At 45.5% G+C, this 18,914-nt stretch carries 12 protein-coding genes; 11 read left to right on the top strand and 1 reads right to left on the bottom strand.

The features are described from left to right. Positions 1 to 284 precede the first annotated feature (284 nt). A complete protein-coding gene (locus tag B5G04_RS08475; RefSeq protein ID WP_087250656.1) occupies positions 285 to 2,507 on the top strand; it encodes a cation:proton antiporter in 2,223 nt (740 codons plus the stop codon). Between the two features lie 10 nt (positions 2,508 to 2,517). Here the strand turns inward: B5G04_RS08475 and B5G04_RS19765 are convergent, their stop codons facing one another. Further along, positions 2,518 to 2,688, bottom strand: coding sequence for a hypothetical protein (locus B5G04_RS19765; protein WP_158100075.1), 171 nt, complete (start codon positions 2,686 to 2,688; stop codon positions 2,518 to 2,520). An 877-nt stretch (positions 2,689 to 3,565) separates the two neighbouring features. On the opposite strand from B5G04_RS19765, the gene B5G04_RS08465 reads away from it, so the two are divergent. The 10 genes from B5G04_RS08465 to B5G04_RS08420 all read left to right on the top strand — a co-directional run bounded on the left by B5G04_RS08465 (position 3,566) and on the right by B5G04_RS08420 (position 18,843). Then, positions 3,566 to 4,141 (top strand): DUF3575 domain-containing protein, encoded by a 576-nt coding sequence (locus tag B5G04_RS08465; protein ID WP_087396776.1) that lies wholly within the window; start codon positions 3,566 to 3,568, stop codon positions 4,139 to 4,141. Positions 4,142 to 4,162: 21 nt separating this feature from the next. Further along, positions 4,163 to 5,569, top strand: coding sequence for a DUF3868 domain-containing protein (locus tag B5G04_RS08460; RefSeq protein WP_087397080.1), 1,407 nt, complete (start codon positions 4,163 to 4,165; stop codon positions 5,567 to 5,569). 187 nt (positions 5,570 to 5,756) lie between these two features. Then, positions 5,757 to 6,038 carry a hypothetical protein gene (locus tag B5G04_RS08455; protein ID WP_143270447.1) on the top strand — a complete coding sequence of 94 codons (282 nt, stop codon included), beginning with the start codon at positions 5,757 to 5,759 and terminating at the stop codon, positions 6,036 to 6,038. Positions 6,039 to 6,217: 179 nt separating this feature from the next. Beyond that, complete coding sequence (locus B5G04_RS08450; RefSeq protein WP_087396772.1) at positions 6,218 to 8,353, top strand: fimbria major subunit; 2,136 nt, start codon at positions 6,218 to 6,220, stop codon at positions 8,351 to 8,353. Positions 8,354 to 8,440: 87 nt separating this feature from the next. Beyond that, positions 8,441 to 8,761: a hypothetical protein gene (locus B5G04_RS08445; protein WP_087396770.1), complete on the top strand. Its 321-nt coding sequence runs from the start codon at positions 8,441 to 8,443 to the stop codon at positions 8,759 to 8,761. 66 nt (positions 8,762 to 8,827) lie between these two features. Beyond that, a complete protein-coding gene (locus B5G04_RS08440; RefSeq protein ID WP_087396768.1) occupies positions 8,828 to 9,880 on the top strand; it encodes a FimB/Mfa2 family fimbrial subunit in 1,053 nt (350 codons plus the stop codon). A gap of 128 nt (positions 9,881 to 10,008) precedes the next feature. Next, positions 10,009 to 11,907: a hypothetical protein gene (locus B5G04_RS08435; protein ID WP_143270446.1), complete on the top strand. Its 1,899-nt coding sequence runs from the start codon at positions 10,009 to 10,011 to the stop codon at positions 11,905 to 11,907. Then, on the top strand, positions 11,900 to 13,555 hold the full coding sequence (locus B5G04_RS08430; RefSeq protein ID WP_087396764.1) for a DUF4906 domain-containing protein: 1,656 nt from the start codon (positions 11,900 to 11,902) through the stop codon (positions 13,553 to 13,555). Before B5G04_RS08435 ends, B5G04_RS08430 begins: the two co-directional genes overlap by 8 nt. Positions 13,556 to 13,582: 27 nt before the next feature. Continuing rightward, positions 13,583 to 15,919, top strand: a complete 2,337-nt coding sequence (locus tag B5G04_RS08425) for a DUF1566 domain-containing protein (protein ID WP_087396762.1) — start codon at positions 13,583 to 13,585, stop codon at positions 15,917 to 15,919. 20 nt (positions 15,920 to 15,939) lie between these two features. After that, positions 15,940 to 18,843, top strand: a complete 2,904-nt coding sequence (locus B5G04_RS08420) for a hypothetical protein (RefSeq protein WP_087396760.1) — start codon at positions 15,940 to 15,942, stop codon at positions 18,841 to 18,843. Positions 18,844 to 18,914 lie beyond the last annotated feature (71 nt).

Below are 18,914 nucleotides of genomic sequence, written 5' to 3'. Positions count from 1 at the left end.
CATAGAAAAGTGTGAAAAATCTGCATCTTTTCAACTTAATTACGGAAATATTTCACTATTTTTAAGTTGATGACTCCATTTTTGTAATCAGCACTTGGCAAAATGTGAAATCGGGGTGTTGTTTTCAGTTTGTTATGGAATATCATATTTGCGTGAGGCAATGTTTTGGGTTGTGACTGGGAGAAAATACAGGTGACAGATATAAAAAACATTAAGGAGGAGATGCCGGACATCTTTTGTCGGTTGATTTTGATTAATTTTGCCCCGATAAAATTTTAACGAATATGTCCGAATTAGCTCCATTAATTACCGATTTAGGTATTATTCTGGTTGTGGCGGGATGCGTCATGATTCTGTTCAAGTGGCTGAAACAGCCGGTTATCTTGGGTTATATTGTGGCTGGGTTTATTACCGGTCCTTCTGTGAGTTTTTTGCCTACGGTGTCTGATACGTCTGACATCAAGATTTGGGCAGACATCGGTGTTATTTTTTTGTTGTTCGCCATGGGATTGGAGTTTTCTTTCCGCAAGCTTTTGAATGTAGGCTTGAGTGCTATGGTGGCTACCGTTACTATTGTGTGCGGTATGATGTTCTTGGGATATGTGGCGGGAAATATGATGGGATTTTCTCATATTACCAGTCTTTTTTTGGGCGGAATGCTTTCTATGTCGTCTACGGCGATTGTTTTTAAGGCTTTCAATGACATGAACCTGCTCCAGCAGAAATTTACAGGAATCGTGTTGGGCATTTTGGTGGTAGAAGACCTTGTAGGAGTTGTCATGCTGGTGGTACTTTCTACGTTGGCTGCAAGTAGTCAGTTCGAGGGCACGGCGTTGCTGGGTAGCCTGATGAAGCTGGTCTCTTTTCTGGTGTTTTGGTCGGTATTGGGGATTTACCTGCTTCCTACCTTAATAAATAGGATCAAACGTTTTGTCAGTGATGAGATTCTGTTGGTGGTTTCCTTGGGGCTGTGCTTGCTGATGGTTATGATTGCAGTAAGAGCAGGGTTCTCTTCGGCATTGGGAGCTTTCGTCATGGGCTCTTTGTTGGCCGAAACCTCTGAAAGCGAACGTATCAGCCGGGTGGTGCAACCGGTTAAGGATTTGTTTGCAGCTGTATTCTTTGTATCTGTAGGTATGATGATAGACCCGATGGTTATCCGCGATTATATTGTGCCTATCTTGTTGCTGACTCTTTTGGTTCTGGCAGGGCAGAGCTTTTTTGGTACTTTCGGAGTTTTGCTTTCAGGACAGCCATTGAAGCTGGCGATGAAATCAGGGTTCTCGTTAACACAGGTTGGCGAGTTCGCCTTTATTATTGCCTCGTTAGGTGTGAGCCTGAAGGTGACAGATACACATTTGTATCCCATTATTGTGGCAGTATCTGTCATCACTACGTTCTGTACACCTTATATGATACGTTTTTCCGAGCCTGCATACCGGTTTGTCGACCGTCATTTGCCGGTATGGGGCAAGCAGGCTTTGTCGCGCTATGTTTCCGGTTCCATATCCGAGAAGCACCAGAACGACTGGCACCGTCTGTTGCGGGGAATGATAGTAGGCGTGTCGGTGTATCTGGTTCTCTGCATAGGCGTTATAGTCATATTCTTTTCTAAAATACATCCTTTCATCCAAGGTCATCTGCCAGGACTTCAGGGCGATTTGCTGGGTGCTTTGATTTTGTTGGCAGTGCTTTCACCGCTTCTGTGGGCGATGGTGGTCAAGAAAAACCATTCGCCCGAGTTCCGCCGTCTGTGGGCAGACAATCTGGTAAATCGCGGTGCTTTGTCATCGCTGGTGTTGATTAAGATTATTCTTTGCATTACCATTGTAATGAGTGTTGTGGTCCGTTTGTTCAATGTGGCGTCTGGATTGGGACTGGTTATTGCTTTACTGGTGGTGGCTGGACTATATTTTTCGAAACGTATCCGCAAGCGTTCGTTGGAGATTGAAGAGCAGTTCGAAGCCAATTTTCAAGGACCGGACGAAGAAAAGAAAAGCTCTTCTTTGTTTGACGGGGTGGGAGACACTACTTCATTGTCCGACCTCCATGCAGTCGATTTTACCGTGCAGCCCAATTCTGTTTGTGTGGGTAAGACGTTGAAAACACTTGCTTTCCGCACCCGTTATAGGGTAAATATCATTACTATTGGTCGTGGCGATGCAGTCATCGATATTCCGCAAGGTGACGAGATGCTTTATCCGTATGACAAAATTACTGTAGTAGGTACCGATGAAGACCTTTCGCAATTTGCTCGGGCACTGGAGCAGAAAGAAGCCTGTGCCGGTAGCGGAACATCTTCACGCAAAGGGACACGCATTACTAACGTATGTGTCGACGAACATTCTTCCTTGTTGGGCAAGAGTGTGGGCGAAGTGAAATCCGACCGTGCTATCATTTTAGGTGTAGAACGGGGCAAGGAAGTGGTGAAGAATCCTTCTCCAGCATTTGTGTTTCAGTCGGGTGATATCGTATGGATGGTTGCTTCGTTTCGTAAGCCGGTATAGGCGCGAGGCATTAAGAAGCTGTTTTGAATTTCTCCAAAAAGTTTTTCTTGGCTTGATGTATCCGTTTTCGTGTGTGCTTTGGGCGATTTTTTGGTCTTTTTCGCTCCTGTTCTTCGTCAGATAGCCCGCTATCTTCCTCATCACAGAAGCAAAAATGCCTCAAAAACTCATCCCAAATCATCGCACGATAAATTCAAAACAGCTTCTAAATGTGTCTGAATGGCTCAGGCGTTGAGTGGATTTTTCCCGAAATTGCTCAACGCCTGAGCTGTTTTTGTTTTATGAATTCCGCATTTTATATTATATGCGGTCTAGATTTGTGCATTTTCTCACCACGGAGGACACAGAGTACCACAGAGGAAAAATTTAAAAGACTCTGTATACCTGTGTCTGTGGTGAGAAAATGCACATTTTAATGCCGCGCAAAGTATACCAATAACTTGTAGGGGCGTATCTCATATGCCTTGAAAACATCCACGTGGATAAGTTGGTGCATTCTAATGTAAGCCCGCAAATATAGGTGCGTCGGCAAACGCATATAGGTCTATCTGGTGTAAGATTATTAATCTTCAGGCTGCAAGATTATTAATCTTACAAGCGGAAGATTAATAATCTTACACCAGACGAAGTTTTCTGCGTTGGGAGAAGAAGAAAATAGCAACAACCTTTTAAATAATCTGCGTATGATAAATTACAGTTTAAAAATGCGCGGCGAACGGAACGAAGACAGCATACTGGAACTGTGACATTGGCAAAATGTATTAAATCATACCGCTCATGGTATGACTCCTGATTCGCATTATTTAAATGTACAGACTTAGTTATGTTTCGGCACCTCTTTTTCAATGCTTTCCCATGATTTTATTATTTTTTTTGAAAAAACTTCTATTGTTTTTGCTCATGTAAAATATTTTATTTAAGTTTGCTGCGGATTACTCATAATGTGATAAGTAGAGATTTTGTTGCAAGTTTTTTCTTTAATAGATAACCGGCTTGCATAAAGATACTAAATTAAGTAAAATGTACCGCTATAAATAGGCGGAAAAAGTAGAGATGCTATGAAATGTTTATTAACCATCTTGGTATGTATGATGGGAGTTTTCGGTTATGCACAAAAATGGGTGGTGAAGAGCAATTTGTTATATGATGTAACCACTACAATGAATGTTGCGGCAGAAGTAAGTCTCTCACCTAAATGGACATTTGATATGTCTGCTAACTGGAATCCTTGGGATTTTTCAGCAAATAAGAAATGGAAACAATTGTCTTTCCAGCCTGAAGTGCGTTATTGGTTTTGCGAAACCTTTAACGGGCATTTTGTTGGTGCACATCTGTTGGGCGGCATCTACAATATGGGAAACTGGAATACCGGTTTTACTTTCCTTGGTACCGATTTTGGACAATTGCAAGACTATCGTTTTGAAGGTTGGATGCTGGGAGCGGGTATTGCTTACGGCTATCAATGGTTGCTCTCCAGGCATTGGAGTCTGGAGGCAGAAATAGGTATCGGTTATGTTTATAGCCGGTATGACAAGTATGAGTGTCCCCATTGTGGCGATTTGCTGGAAGAAAACAAACCGCATAATTACTTTGGACCTACCAAAGCTGCTATTAATTTGATTTACGTATTTTAAAAGACGGAAGGAGGAATGGTTATGAAAACAATCTGTTTATATAGTCTGTTGGCTTTGCTTCCGTTGGTACCGGTTGCTGCCGATGAGGTGAAACGTTTACCGGGTGGTGCCGAGGTGAGTGGCGTGGACATCCGGAAGCAACGCGATAGTGTGGTGATACGTATGAACCTCAACTTAAGCGGCATGGAGGTAGGGCGTAACCGCTCTATTGTAGTAACTCCTTTGTTTTATGCAGAAGGGGAAGAAGAATGGCTCCCTGCTATTGAGGTAATGGGGCGTACCCGTTATTTGTATTATCAGCGCAATGAAGAATCTCTTTACGCCGATAGTCCATATACCATTATAAAAAAAGACAAAAATGCAACACAACAGGTCGGTTATCAGGTATCTGTTCCTTATCGTAAGTGGATGGACCGTGCTTCCTTGGTAGTGGCGGAAGATACCTGCCAATGCGGTGAGGTCAGTAAAGGCAACAGCATCCTTTTAGCGCAGGCCGACTTGGTGTTTACACCTCGTCTGGCATACATCAGTCCACAGGCAGAAACCCGTAAGGCACGTGCGTTGAGTGGTGAGGCGTATTTGGACTTTCCGGTAAACAAGACGGTGATTTATCCCGAATACCGCAGGAATACGGCAGAACTGGCAAAGATACGTGCTACCATCGATACTATCCGTACCGACAAAGATTTCAGCATTACCCGAATCAGTCTGAAAGGATATGCCTCGCCCGAAGGCAGATATGCCGCCAATGTGCGCCTGTCCGAAGGACGTACCGATGCCTTGAAGGATTATCTGATGAGTGAATACGGCTTCGAAGCCTCCCTGTTCCGCACCAATGCCGGAGCAGAAAACTGGGCAGGCTTGCGCAAGTATGTGGCGCAAAGCGGTTTGGCGGATAAAGAAGCCATCCTGGCTATCATCGATAGCGAGGAAGAACCCGATGCCAAAGAGCAGCGCATCCGCAGAGAACATGCGGCGTCTTACCGCACCTTGCTGCAAGACTGCTATCCAGCCCTGCGCCGTACCGATTATACGGTAGATTATGTTATCCGCGGTTTCAATGTAGAAGAAGCAAAAGAGGTCATCAAGACCCGTCCGCAAAACCTCAGCCTGCAGGAGATGTTTGCCGTAGCGCAGACCTACCAGCCCGGAAGCGAGGAATTCAATCATGTATTCGATGTAGCCGTGCGCCTGTATCCAGCCGACCCGATAGCGAACCTGAACGCTGCCAATGCGTTTTTGGAACGGAAAGAGGCCGCACAGGCACTGAAGTTCTTAGACAAAGCAGGCGATACGCCCCAAGCCGACAACGCCCGAGGCGTGGCAATGATTCTGTTGGAACGTTACGATGAGGCGGAAAGGTACTTGCGTCGTGCAGCCCAGGCAGGCGTAAGCGAGGCAAACGAAAATTTGAAATACATTAGGTGAGCAGATGCTAGTTGACCAGGTACTAGGTACCAGTTGACTAGGTTCTGAATAGTTTAATAGTACTTGGTATCTAAAACCTAGTCACCTGGTACCTAAAGAAATAACGCTCTTTGACATAGTGGGAATAAAAGAATAATTTGTATCTTTGCATACAGATTATAAACGTAATAATGAGGAGGATAAAGCCATGACTGAGAATTCCGCATTAGCCATGCAACGCGAAGCATTGATAAACGAATTGCGAAACGTTGACGACATTGGTGTAATCCAAAAAACGCAACGCTACCTAAATCGTGCTTTAGCGGCGGTAAAGAAAGCGGCAAGCAAGACGCAGGAAGAGGATGAGGAGGAATACATCAGCAAAGAAGAGTTGGAACAAAGATACCTCAGAGCCTTTACGCAGATGTATCGTGCCAAGAAAGAAGGCTGGAAATTGAAATCAGCGGAGGAACTGCTCAATGAATTATAATATCAACAAACAACGTCCGGCCAGACACAATCCCACAAAGCTACAAATATTCTTTTAAACACATTCCCCCACAACTCTAAGTTCCCTCCCCATGGAGGAGGGTTAGGGAGGGGCTTCCCACTACGTCATAAGAGCATATAAGGCAAAGGATATTATTAACTTTTAATTTATATGCGATTATGAGAAAATTTAAGTTTTTTGCTTTGGCATTCGCGGCAATAGCTTTTGCCGGATGCTCTGATGATGCAATCGACGGGCAAGGCGGAAACACTGGCACAATAGGTGACGGTACTCCGGCTTATCTGACTATTTCGTTCTCGACTAATGGCGGTAGTAGTAGCCGTGCTGATGATACGAATATAGGAGATACAGATGGTAATCAGGAAAATAGTGGTCATACAAGTGATGGCGTTGAAGGTGAAAGTAAGGTTGGTAAGGTTTTAGTCGTTGTTTCACCTGTATCAGATGCAGGAAGTGGATTTGCTAAATTATATAATAGTTTAGACGAAGAACCTGAAGATAATACTACAGAAGGCTTTTATGAAGAAAACCCAACTACAAAAACGTATAAGAATGCGCAACCCATTGAAGTCACTACAGGTGAATATAATGTGTTGGTTGTGATCAATCCGGTTGCTACAATATATGAAGATTATCTGGAGACAGGCAATAATATTAATGACGGGATAACAACTGGGGTCGAAAGTTTGTATAACTCAATTGTGACTGGGCAATATGATTATACTCCTGCAACGGGGCAAGAAACTACTTATCCTGATAACTATATTAATTCTGCTAATAGTATTGGTATGGGATTGGCTTTTGGTGGTACATCATCATCAACAGCTGATGCTGCATTTATGATGGCTAATAAGGAAGAAGTGCCTGTTACACTTACAGTTGACAATACACCGGATAATCCAGCTGAAGCTGAAGTTGACGTAGAACGTGTATTATCTAAGATTACATTCCGTGAAAAAGCAGCTGATAATGAACTTGCTGCAAATGCCTATGAAGTGCCTGTTCTGATTAGTGCACCTGCTATTGTAGTCGACGGAGCAATTCAAGATCCAGATTCTGATCCGGCTACTTATACTGTTTATAAGTTGAATAAAGCAAAAGATGCATTAGGTAAGGATATTTATGTACGTTATACAGAAGAAAATGGAGAAAATAAATTTGTAGCTGCATATAAAGATTCGGGCACAGACTATACTCCGACAGGATCATCATCATCTATTGATATTTATACGGCATTAACTGCTGTAACCGTGGCTGGTTATGTAGAAGCAGATAAGGATAACTCTTATGCAGTAATAGATAAGGATTTGGATGGAGTAGTTGATGATGACGAAAAGAATCAAGTAAATTTACAATTCGATACAGATGCTGCAGAAAGTGATACATGGTATGTAAAGTTGGAAGGATATGCTTTGGTAAATCTTTCTAAGAAAGTTAATTATATAAGACATACCGTTACAAATGGTGTGATGAATCCTTTTGGTACAGTTAGCAATACAAGATTCTTATGGACACCTTATTGGGATGAAAAGAATGGTGTAGTGTTCGTTGAAAACAATGGAGAAATGAAGTTTCCTAATACAGTGGATCCTACCGAGTGGTTCTTTAATACATTAGAAGAAGTTTCAGATGAAAGTAAAACTTTAGCTATTTCAGAGGATGCTATAAATTTTGATGATGCTGACTTTTATAAGTCATTATCGTCTTTAACTGTTGATGGTGGAGATGCGGAAAATACAGGAGATCAGCATAACCCATTGCCTAATAGCGGAGATTTAGGTAAATTAATGGCTTATTGTTTTGAGAACTCTACGGATGTAGCACATCAAACACATGGCTTGAGCACTGGTATCTCATTTGTTGCAAGAATTTATTCAGATAAAGCTTGCACTGAACCTATAAATGATTTATATCTTTATGCAGGTCACCATTATACATCGCTTGCGCAAATGAAGCAAATATTAGGAGAGGCTGCACCTAATGTTGATGACGAATCAACAAAAGAAGAGCTTGAACAAGCTGGTGTTATTCAATATAGCAGTAATATTTGTTATTATTATTCAACAGAAATAAAGCATTATGACAATGATGAACCTACTGTTTTAGGACCGATGGAATATGCTATTATGCGCAATAACATCTATTCATTGTCTGTAAGTAATATAAAGACGCTTGGTGATCCGTTTGTAGATCCTACTCCAGATACTCCAAATGAATCAACAGAAGCGGCTTTAGATGTATTGGTTAATTTGGAACCTTGGATCGTCCGTTACAACGATATTGAATTTAATTGATGTATACGTAATAACCTTTGTAGGGGCGAGGCTTTTCGTCCTTGTGGATTGGCAGGCCATGCCCCTACAATAAAATAAATCAGAAATATGTGTCAGAATAATCAACAACCCTCGGTCATCGTATTGACTTACGATTTGGATACGACCTGCGACAAAAACATCAATGCCGAAATCAAAGCATTATTGGAAAAGCTTGAATGGAAAGCATATAACGTATGGGGCTTTTTACCCGAAAGCACATTGATGAAAAAGAATATCACGATTGATGAGGCTAAAACCGACTTTGATTGTGCGTTGACCAGCTACAACGGCTCTCATACAGGAAGTACCCCTATGCAGTATGCCAACTATACACGGGCGGCTTTTTTTGCCATAAGTGATTATGAGATATTGCCAATAAAAAAGTGACAAAACCCAACGCACTCATCCTCACCATTATTAATTATTAACTGTTAATTATTAATTAAAGAAAAGATGAAAACCTTGCTTTACTCCATACATCATCAGGTACGAAAAGCTTTGCTGGCTATGGCAATCGCCCTGCCTATGGTTTCATGCCATACCGTTTGGGACGATGACGACGATTGCCCCGTAGAAACCGAGTATCGGGTAAAGTTTGTGCACGACTATAACATGCTCTTTACCGATGCGTTTGCCACGCAAGTACGTTCCATTACCCTTTATGCGTTCGACGAAGACGGCAAGCTGGTGCTCCAGCAATCCGAACAAGGCGAAGCCCTGAGCCGTGACGATTACACCATGAAGCTTGACCTTGCTCCCGGGAATTACCGGCTGGTAGCATGGGCAGGCTTGGCAGAAGGCAATGCCTATACCGTTCCCGTCCTTACCGAAAACATATCCGACAAGGAAGACCTGACGTGCCGCATCAACCGTTACCCCGCTACGCTCCACGACGAGCCGATAGACTCCGTAGGCTATCTGCATCCGTTATGGCATGGCATCGTAGAAACGCAGACCCTGACACGTGCCGCAACGGAAACACAAGTCATTACCCTGCCGCTGATGAAGAACACCAGCACCATCCGTGTCATCCTGCAACAACTGGCGCAAGGGCAGCTGGATGCTTCGCAGTTTGACTTCACCATCACCGACGAGAACGGCATGATGACCCACGAAAACCGTTTGGTGGAAGGCGATGGCGTGCTGACCTACATGCCCTACCATCAGGCGCAAGGCTCAACGGTAGTAGAAGGCGAAGCCTCCGAAGAGCAACTCAACGTGGTAGTGGCAGAACTGAGTGTAGGCAGGTTGATGGCAGATGCAGACACCCGTCTTACTATCTCCAACCGCCAGACAGGAGAAACCATATTGTCTATCCCCTTGATAGACTATCTGGAGCTTTGCCGCACGGTGGCAAACTACGACATGCCCCTGCAGGAATACCTCGACCGTGAAGACACCTACACCATGACGTTCTTCCTCGACAGCAACCAGTCCTGGCTCAACACCCAAGTAATCATCAACGACTGGATAGTCCGTTTTAACGATATAACTCCCGAACTCTAATGAAACCGCATCGCCTATATATAATAATGTGTATCCTCTCCCTGCTCTCCTTTGCCGGTTGCAGGGACGAAGAGCCCGTGCAGTCTGCCGAAGGTAAGCGGACTATCACGGTCAATTTGGGCATTGCGATGAGCAGGGTGGCATTGGATGATACAGATTTGGGTGATGATAGCCAACCAACTGATATGAAGGTTTGGATATTCGAGCATGGTACTGGAAACCGTTTGGCTTACATAACGGAGACCCAGCCGGTTTTTTCAGGTTCGGATGCGTTGGGAGAATTGGTAAATACAAAAGAATACGTTGTAGAAGTAGAAAACGAAATACAAGCGTTAGATTTCTACGTCGTGTTGAACAGCGAGAACGGCACGGGGCTTAATTTAGAAGAAGCTGCTACTCCGTCTCAGATAAAAGAAGCAACCTTTACAGGTGTAAAGGCTAATTTGAAAGACAATCAAGTTCCCGCATACGGCTGTTTGGAGAATTTCGATGTTTCAAAGCATCGGAATAGTTATGACGTACCAGCTATCAAGCTGACCCGTGCCGTAGGCAAGCTGGAGCTGTTCTTCACGAAGGAGAACGAAAACTCAGAGTTGATGATAAAAAAAGTGACGTTAACCAAACTTCCGGATAAAGGGTATTTGGTAAAGCCTGAAACTTATAGTTTGAACTATTCAGACGACCCCCGGACTCTTTTTGAATCGGAAGAAGAAAAAGGAACAGAAATTACAGCTGTACTGACAGAAACAGACGCATCATTAGGCGATTTCAGCCAATACCAAGATGATGCATCCAAACTGCAAAGCTTAATGTCTGCTTATCTGCTCGAAAATCCAGATGGAGGCAAATGGGCAGGAACCGAAGACGACGGAAACTTGGATTACACCTATCCGGAAAATTTAACTAATGTAACAGATAATCGTTACGTCATGACTGTAAACTATTCCATTGGCGGAACTGACAAAATGCAAGTAGTGTATCTGCCAGCCATCGAGCGCAATGTTTGGAACAAGATATTTGCGAGGGTGAAGGGCGGTACTTTGCAGATTCAGTATAAAGCAATGCCTTGGGAAACGGTAGTTACATCGATTGGGTATGCGCCACAACCGGTATTTCCTGATGAAGAAGGTAAAACCGTTTTTGATAGTGACGATCGATACGAAAGCGAGGATTATTATGTGTTGTTGCCTAAAAAAGAATATGATGGGAAAGATACTCGCAGTTTGATGTATGAACTTTATACAGAAGCTAAAAGTGGAGATCCTGAAGCTGTGTTGTGCTATGTTTGCCGTCCGGGATATGTGGACAATAGCAAAGTGGATAATCTTACATATTTGAAAGATGGATCCGGTGGAGCGCGCTTCTATTTTATGCTTACAGGTCCTGAAGGTGCTACATGGGAAGCGCACTTGAATGATCCTGAAGGCAACTTTGCTTTTTCCACAACGTTTGAAGATTCGGAATTTGAAGACAATGCTGATGGTTATCCTGTTGGAGTTTATAAAGTAACCCACGGTATTGCCCGACTAAAACCTTATGTCATACAAATTATCGCAACTCATAACTATACCGGAACTACTGATAATCCTAAACAAGAAGGAACGGAAAGTGAAGTAAAATATCCGGAAATAACAACACCTGCTGGCAATCAAGAATGGGGTGATAAGACGTATTTTGGCAATAACTACTTGACAACGTGGGGTGAAAAGCAATGGAATGATAAGAACGTAATATCAGCAGAATTTTATATTACAGTTAAACTGACAGACGGAACAGAGTACGAACTGGATATCAATCCGTCCTACAACGGATATAATCAAAAAGCATTTAGTGATGAAGGCTTTTATTATAAAGATAACCGTCGTTACGCTGGAACCGATACTCGTATCTGGATTAGACAGCTTCGTGCACAATATAATGGCGAACATGGCATAAAGAACTATGTAGACATGGCCAAACATGTGGATGAAAGAAGTGAAGACGAATGGTGGAGAGTAAACCCTTATTGGAATACGGACAATGAATAAAGTTTTACTACATAGTATCCTGCTCCTCTGCACGCTATGCCTTGGTTGCATAGCATGTTCGGAAGAAACCGCACCACAACCCGCAATGGATGGTGGAGACGGAAAACTGCGTATTACTTATAAGATAGCCGGTACGTCCATGACCCGTGCGTCATTCGGTGAGGAACCAGGTCTGACCGGCTGGAACGAGAACAAGATTGTACGGGTGGACTTGTTTGTCTTTGCGCCCGATGGCAATTGCCACAAACATATTGTGGATGCGACCGATGCCGACGGACAGCCGCTGGCCGACCGGGCAGACGGCATATACACCCCACTGACCACTGACGAACTGACCTACGAGGAGGTGAGAGACGGAGGCTATACCTATTATATGGTGGCCAACTGCGAACAACTGGCAAGCGTGGACAAGCCCACGTTGACCCAACTGCAAGCAATGATGATAGACTACATATCCATCAGCTATAATACAACGCAAAAGCTTTTTGTCATGGACGGCAAAGGAACGGTTGATCTCAATGGAGACAACATTACCCTGAGCTTCGACCTGGCAAGGGCCGCCGCAAAAATACGCCTTACCGTGCTTGACGAGAATGGTACGGACATCACAGAGCAATGCAGCTTCCGCCTTCACAATTATGTCCCGCAAAAAGCATGGGTACTGGCACGCGAAGAGGATGAAGCGGATGACGTGAATGCCTTTTACGCTTTAAGTGTGGAGGAAGCGGATATCCTTCGTGAAAGTATGGATACAGCAACTCCCTATGGCGAGTTGCTGAACCACGAAAACAAAGTCGTATTCTATTCCTACCCCAATGACTGGTTTGACGAGAGCAAGGCCCATCTGGCTGACGGGAAATGGACCATTGATGACTATACCAAGGAAGACCCCATTCTCCGCGACCAACAGACTTATATCCTGCTGGAAGCTCCTTATGACGGAGTGGACTACCATTACGAGATTCCCGTCAATCTCTCTACTTATGAGAACAACGATGCCGCCAGTTTTACCGGAGCGCAATATAAGGAAATCCGCGACCTCTACCGCCTGCAGCGTAACCACATCTACGACATCACGGCAAAGATAGACCGGCGCGGAGGCGGACTGGACCTGACCTGCAACGTACTGGAATGGGACAACGGAGGAAGCATCGACATCAGCTACGACGATGCCTTTGCGGGCACACTGACACTGACCACAGCCACCCGGGTGTTCCCCGATGATGCAGGGACTACAGAGGAGAATGAGGAGGCTCTTGCCGTGGTATACGGCGATGACGAGAAGTGGGCCACCTTTACTTTCCGCATGACCAAGCCGGTGGTCGCCACCTGGACGGCCAACCTTACGGACGGCTCGCACTTCGAGCTGTACAGCCCCACCGGTATGGCTTCGGGCATAGGCGTAGGCGACTCCGCAGGCAGTGAAGAAGGACTGGTCACCTTCACCATACGCCCTACCCAGGAATATTCGGTAGACGAGACCTATGAGACCGAACTGTACATCAGTGTCCTGTCGGTCAATGGCGAACATCTGGGCGAGCAGGAAATCAATCCCGAAACGCATTATCCGGGCACCCTTATGCGCATCAAGATACGCCAAGTGTCCTTGGACCAATGGAACGGACTGTCCGCACAGACGCAACCTTAATGACGAAATCCTAAAACCGCGTGAACGATGAAAAGATATGACTTCCTATATATACTCTGCCTGCTCGCCCTCTTGTGCGGGACCATCAGCAGCTGCTCCGAAGACCCGTTGGCAGACGGACTTCCGGAGGAGAATCCGCATGGGCTGGTGTTGCAGCTGGCCATAGACGGAAACCCCGTGGTCACCCCCTCGGCGGCTTCCACACGCATTGCCGCCGACCCCACGCTGAACGAAAACCTGGTGGAAAAGGTAGATGTGTTCTTCTTCAGTAATGACGATTTGCACAAGCACGTCAATGCCACATTGGGCACGGACTACCGCATTGTGCTGGCCGGTGCAGACTGGAAGACGCAGTTTCCCGCCATGCAATACGACATCTATGTCGTGGCAAACCGCCATAAGGATACGGACTTGTCCGGAATCAGCACCGTAGCAGAACTGATGAAACTGATAGATACGGACAATGAGGTGTACAGGGTAGAAGGAGAACGCATGTCAGAATCGAAAACCTATTCGGGCAAAACGTTCTTGATGGACGGCAAGGTGACATGGACTCCTCCGGCTACTGATGACGCCACCATTGAGGTAGACCTGAAGCGGGCGGCGGCAAAGATTGTGGTGAATGTGTCTTTCTCCGAAGCCTTTATAACAGACCAAATAGACATTATCGGTGTAAGAAAGAAGGTGGTGAACTACGTGCCTCAGGTCGTGGCTTTTGCGGATGCCGGTTATCGGGAAATGGAAGTCATGGGCGATGCGAGTACAAGTGACTTTGCCGATACCGACCATACGAACGGGGAACAGGGTGCCAAACGCAAGGATGTGCTCTATGCCTACACCTATCCCAATCACTGGGGAGAGAACATGGAGCGGGAGACCTATCTGCTGGTAAATGTCCCCTACAACGACAACAACGGTACAGATAAGACGAATGATGACACCCCCTATCTGTACAACTATTACAAAGTCCCCATCCGCTTCTCTGCGGATACGGACGAACTGCACCTGGACCGCAACATGCAGTACACGGTGAATGTCACCATAGACCGCAAGGGCAACACGGAGATTGACCAGCCAGTGACACTGACCCCTACGTTTAATGTGGCAGAGTGGAAAACGAAGGACATCAATGTGGACAATGACAGCCCGAACTACCTGGTATTGAGCGATTACGACATAGAAATGCACAACGAGGAAAAGGTGACGATTGAGTTCTTTTCTTCTTCTCCGCTGGCGGCAAACAACATGGGCGTACAGATTACAGAAGCGTATTATGTGGATAAGGATGGTAATAATGCGACAACCCAACATTATTATTACATAGAAACTGATTGGTGGGGAAATAGTAATCTGGAACAAATCACAAATCGTGATGGAGTAGACATCAAAGATTTATGTGAAATCACATGGGATGAAAATACCTTGACCGGAACCATTACTTTTAAAAGTGAATTTATAAAGGAATATCAAAGTGGAGGGAATCATTATGACAACATTTTGGCAGCCACCAATATCACGGCAAGGTATTTCACTTTGCTTGTGACCAATACAGATAGTCCGGCTACAACAAAAGAAGTAAAGATTACTCAGTACCCGTTGGAATATATCATGGGAGTGCCTGGATGGTATTCTACACGCAGTGATTTTGGTGCAAATTGGGAAGACCACGAAAACGAAAAGGAGTTTAATGATTCACCAACAGTATCCAACACTGTTTTTAGTTCTAAATATTTCAATGAAGATGATAAACATATTTATACCTATATCTCACGAGGCGTTAATAGCCGATGGGTTGATTGGGGTATATTTGGCGGATATTGGGAATATTATGGACCTCCTTATGAAATAGTTTCAGGTGAAGATCAAAACCCTCAGAATAATAACCGCATGTACTTAGTTCAGTTGACAAGTACAAATAGCGAATATACCATTGCTCGCCCGAAAACAGATTATGAAAATGGACAATTAATAACGGTGGACAGTGAAGAAAATAATGAATTGGTTTCACCTGCTTTTATGCTTGCTTCTCAATTAGGTACTGTTTCTTCAGGTATATCATGGAGTAATGCAAAGGAACAATGCAAGAATTATATAGAGGTTATAAAATTTTCAGATGATGAAGAGCCATATAGATTAGATGATTGGCGATTGCCTACTAGGCAAGAGTTATCTATTATTGCTGATTATCAAAAAAGACAACCTCAAGTGTTAGATGAGGTATTGCGAGGATCTAGATACTGGACAGCACGCGATGGTGTTGCATACGATGTACCTAATTCTACTACAAGTGGAACCGGTGTCCGCTGCATCCGCGACGTCACCCCTGCCGATCTCGAAGAGTTCGCCAACCACGGCATTCGTTAACCCATAAAAGAACAACGTTTATGAAACAGATAATATACCAATTCTTAGTCATCTTGCTCTTAGGAGCATGTACAACTTCCTGTACCGATCAAAAGATAGAGCAAGGCAACAGCGTGACTTTACCCAATGGTGAAATACGCTTAAACGTCACCGCCAACATTCCTGTGCCCAAGCAGGTGGTTACACGCGACATTGACCCGGACGGACTAGGCGTTAAAACCCTATGGCTGTTTTGCTTTAACGAATATGGCGAATATATCGGTAGGCGTGAGGCAAGCGGATTCCAACTTGATAGAACTGAAGAGGGCATAAATTATTACTCTTTCACCGTGGAAATCCCCGGCTCCACTCGCATCATCCACTTCCTGTCCAATGTCTATCTGGACGACTTCAACGACCGCGACAACTACGGGCGAAACGAAACGACCATAATCCCCGCCTTTGTGTCGGCATCGGGACGCATGTGTTATTGGGGAAGGGTGAAGTTGGACAGCGAAGAGGCCTTGACCGCATTTGCCGAGAGCGACAACGTCACCCTCTACCGCAACCAAGCCAAGGTGAAATGGGATTTATCCGAAGCTCCAAGCGGAATGAAGATTCACGGCTACGGCATCTGCAACCGCCGTGCATGGGGAACCATTGCCCCGTTCAATCATCAGGCTGAGAATGGCGAGGAGTTCGCCTTTAGCTTGGAGTCTCCTTACATCACCGAGCCTGCCGAAATCTATCAGATGCTTGCTTCCGACCCTACGGAAGCCACCGTGCAAGGCAAAGAGTCGGATGGCGACCCGCACTACATATTCGAAAACCCCAACACCATGGACGCTCCCGTCTATGCCATCATGAGGATCAGTACGGATGGAAACATAGACCATTCCAGATATTATAAAATCATGTTCGTGGACGACACGAAAGACCAATTGCCTATCTACCGCAACTACGAATATGTCATCCGCATCAAGGGGTTGCCCCAAAGCATGGGCTACGGCTCCTTTGCCGAAGCCAAGGAAGGCATAGCCGCCAACAATGCCTGGGTGTCGGTAGACCCGGAGATTCCCGAACTGACCGACGGGGAGAATACCGTCAACATCCTGAAAGGCACTACGCAGATATTTACCTCAGGCGGAAATAAAAGCATCGCCTTCACCTATACAGGCAGTGAGGAAGATATCAGTGTGAAGTGGCTGGAAGACGGACGCAACGTGTCGAACTCTGAGGCCAGCTTCAGCGGTCCTGACACGGAAGGCAACTATTCCATCAACATTGAATTGAACGCTCCCACCGGAACGCCGCGAATGGGTACCTTGCTGTTGCGCACGGGCGTGTTTACCCGTCAGATCAAGGTGTACCTGATGCGGCCGTTCAGTTTTAACCCCGTATGGGTATCGACCGGTGTGCCTATGGAGAAAGGCGAGCGCATGAGCATGACGTTCGTCGTCCCCGACACCTATCCCGCAGAGCTGTTCCCGTTTGAGTGCAAGATATCCACCAACAAGATGAACGCCAACTCCGAATTGAGCGGCGAACTGCCCATCGTCATGGAAGACACGAAGTTCCGTGTAGGCAGTGACTCCATCAAGACCACTTGGGGATATAAATATGTATATACAGTCCTGGAACCCGGCATCCAAGAAGTGTTCTTCACGCTGAACACCAGCGACGGCACAGACCAAGGCGTGTCGTGGAAGTCGGCAACCGAGGAGAGTGAAGAGGCGTGGGGCGACTGCCCTTATGGAGACAGCGGTAATGAGCTGTATGAAGAAAATCACGGCCATGTGTTCCTGCAAGCCGAGAACTTTGAAGATGCGCACCGGTTGGTGTCGTTTCAAGGCAGTGAAACAAACCGCCGCATCACCATTAACGGAAGCGATAGCAATAATCCGGGTTTCCTGGAAATGGACGTACCGCCTACGGTGAACCAGGAGATATCAATTACTCTTAATTTCAGTTCAGCACCGGAAAATGGCACACTCATGCGTGTGGCGACAACGGCAACCGAGCCTGACAATAGAAACTTATACCTCACTGACGAACAGCTTGCGGATCGGGATCTTCCTACCTCAAATGGTCTTGTGAAATACTACTATTATCAGTTTGGCTATAATGCTTCCACTCAACTTACGTTGCATTTCGTGACCACCTCATCGGACGTGGAAGACCTGATACGGTTCTCCATAGACCAAGAGAACAATATGAATGCGGATGATATCAACCTCTACAAGTCCGCCGGTGTGAAACTGACCGCCAGTCCTGCCCGCTTTGACTTCAACACCTTTACCGTAGACGATGACAACCCCGATGCGGAAGGCGTGAAATACGGACTGGACCACCCCATTACCGTCAGCTTCAGCATACCGGAAGCTGCCGTGCAATACAATGACGTCACGTTCTTGCTGGAAACGCAGCACCTGACACCGGCAGAGAGCAACGTCTATCCGTTGACACCGGCAGAAGGAGGCTACCGGTTCACCGTTCCGCAAGGAACAACGGGAGACATTGTATTGCACTTCCTCACCAACCGCATTGCCAATGGCGAGACCGTCACCATCGATGCCGTAGACAACACCGCTTTGTTCAACCCGGCATCGTACACCTACAGCAATACGCCGATAGAGGGTACCCTTGCCTTGGACGGGGCGGATGCACCGCGTCTGAATACCAATTCATTCATTACCTTAGAACGTGTGAACGGCACCCGTGTAGGCATCATCACAGTGGATAACGTGGATGGAAACAACGTGGCAAGCTACCATTTAGACCTCCGTACGGAGTATGATTTCACCATGGACGAAACACTGACGATATACTATAACTCGTTGGGGAGTCCGCAACAGATTTACCAGGCTACCACCACCTTCCAGACACTGGTGGACGATGCGGAGGCAGATGGACGCGTAGAGCGGATAACGTTGAAAAAACCATAGTTGCTCTTTGTTCAGTGTGACAAGGATTTTAAAACCTTGTCAACAGAAAGACATTAATTATCTCTATCAAC

The sequence above is a fragment of the Bacteroides sp. An51A genome, assembly GCF_002161565.1.
In the GTDB taxonomy this organism is placed as follows: domain Bacteria; phylum Bacteroidota; class Bacteroidia; order Bacteroidales; family Bacteroidaceae; genus Phocaeicola; species Phocaeicola intestinalis.
This window is presented reverse-complemented; position numbering and strand designations above follow the sequence as displayed.

Excerpts from the sequence above, each read along its gene's own strand:
- B5G04_RS19765 (WP_158100075.1), bottom strand. The coding sequence starts at position 2,688 with ATGATTTGGGATGAGTTTTTGAGGCATTTTTGCTTCTGTGATGAGGAA.
- B5G04_RS08425 (WP_087396762.1), top strand. The coding sequence starts at position 13,583 with ATGAAAAGATATGACTTCCTATATATACTCTGCCTGCTCGCCCTCTTG.
- B5G04_RS08450 (WP_087396772.1), top strand. The coding sequence starts at position 6,218 with ATGAGAAAATTTAAGTTTTTTGCTTTGGCATTCGCGGCAATAGCTTTT.
- B5G04_RS08475 (WP_087250656.1), top strand. The coding sequence starts at position 285 with ATGTCCGAATTAGCTCCATTAATTACCGATTTAGGTATTATTCTGGTT.
- B5G04_RS08430 (WP_087396764.1), top strand. The coding sequence starts at position 11,900 with ATGAATAAAGTTTTACTACATAGTATCCTGCTCCTCTGCACGCTATGC.
- B5G04_RS08445 (WP_087396770.1), top strand. The coding sequence starts at position 8,441 with ATGTGTCAGAATAATCAACAACCCTCGGTCATCGTATTGACTTACGAT.
- B5G04_RS08465 (WP_087396776.1), top strand. The coding sequence starts at position 3,566 with ATGAAATGTTTATTAACCATCTTGGTATGTATGATGGGAGTTTTCGGT.
- B5G04_RS08440 (WP_087396768.1), top strand. The coding sequence starts at position 8,828 with ATGAAAACCTTGCTTTACTCCATACATCATCAGGTACGAAAAGCTTTG.
- B5G04_RS08460 (WP_087397080.1), top strand. The coding sequence starts at position 4,163 with ATGAAAACAATCTGTTTATATAGTCTGTTGGCTTTGCTTCCGTTGGTA.
- B5G04_RS08420 (WP_087396760.1), top strand. The coding sequence starts at position 15,940 with ATGAAACAGATAATATACCAATTCTTAGTCATCTTGCTCTTAGGAGCA.
- B5G04_RS08455 (WP_143270447.1), top strand. The coding sequence starts at position 5,757 with ATGACTGAGAATTCCGCATTAGCCATGCAACGCGAAGCATTGATAAAC.
- B5G04_RS08435 (WP_143270446.1), top strand. The coding sequence starts at position 10,009 with ATGAGCAGGGTGGCATTGGATGATACAGATTTGGGTGATGATAGCCAA.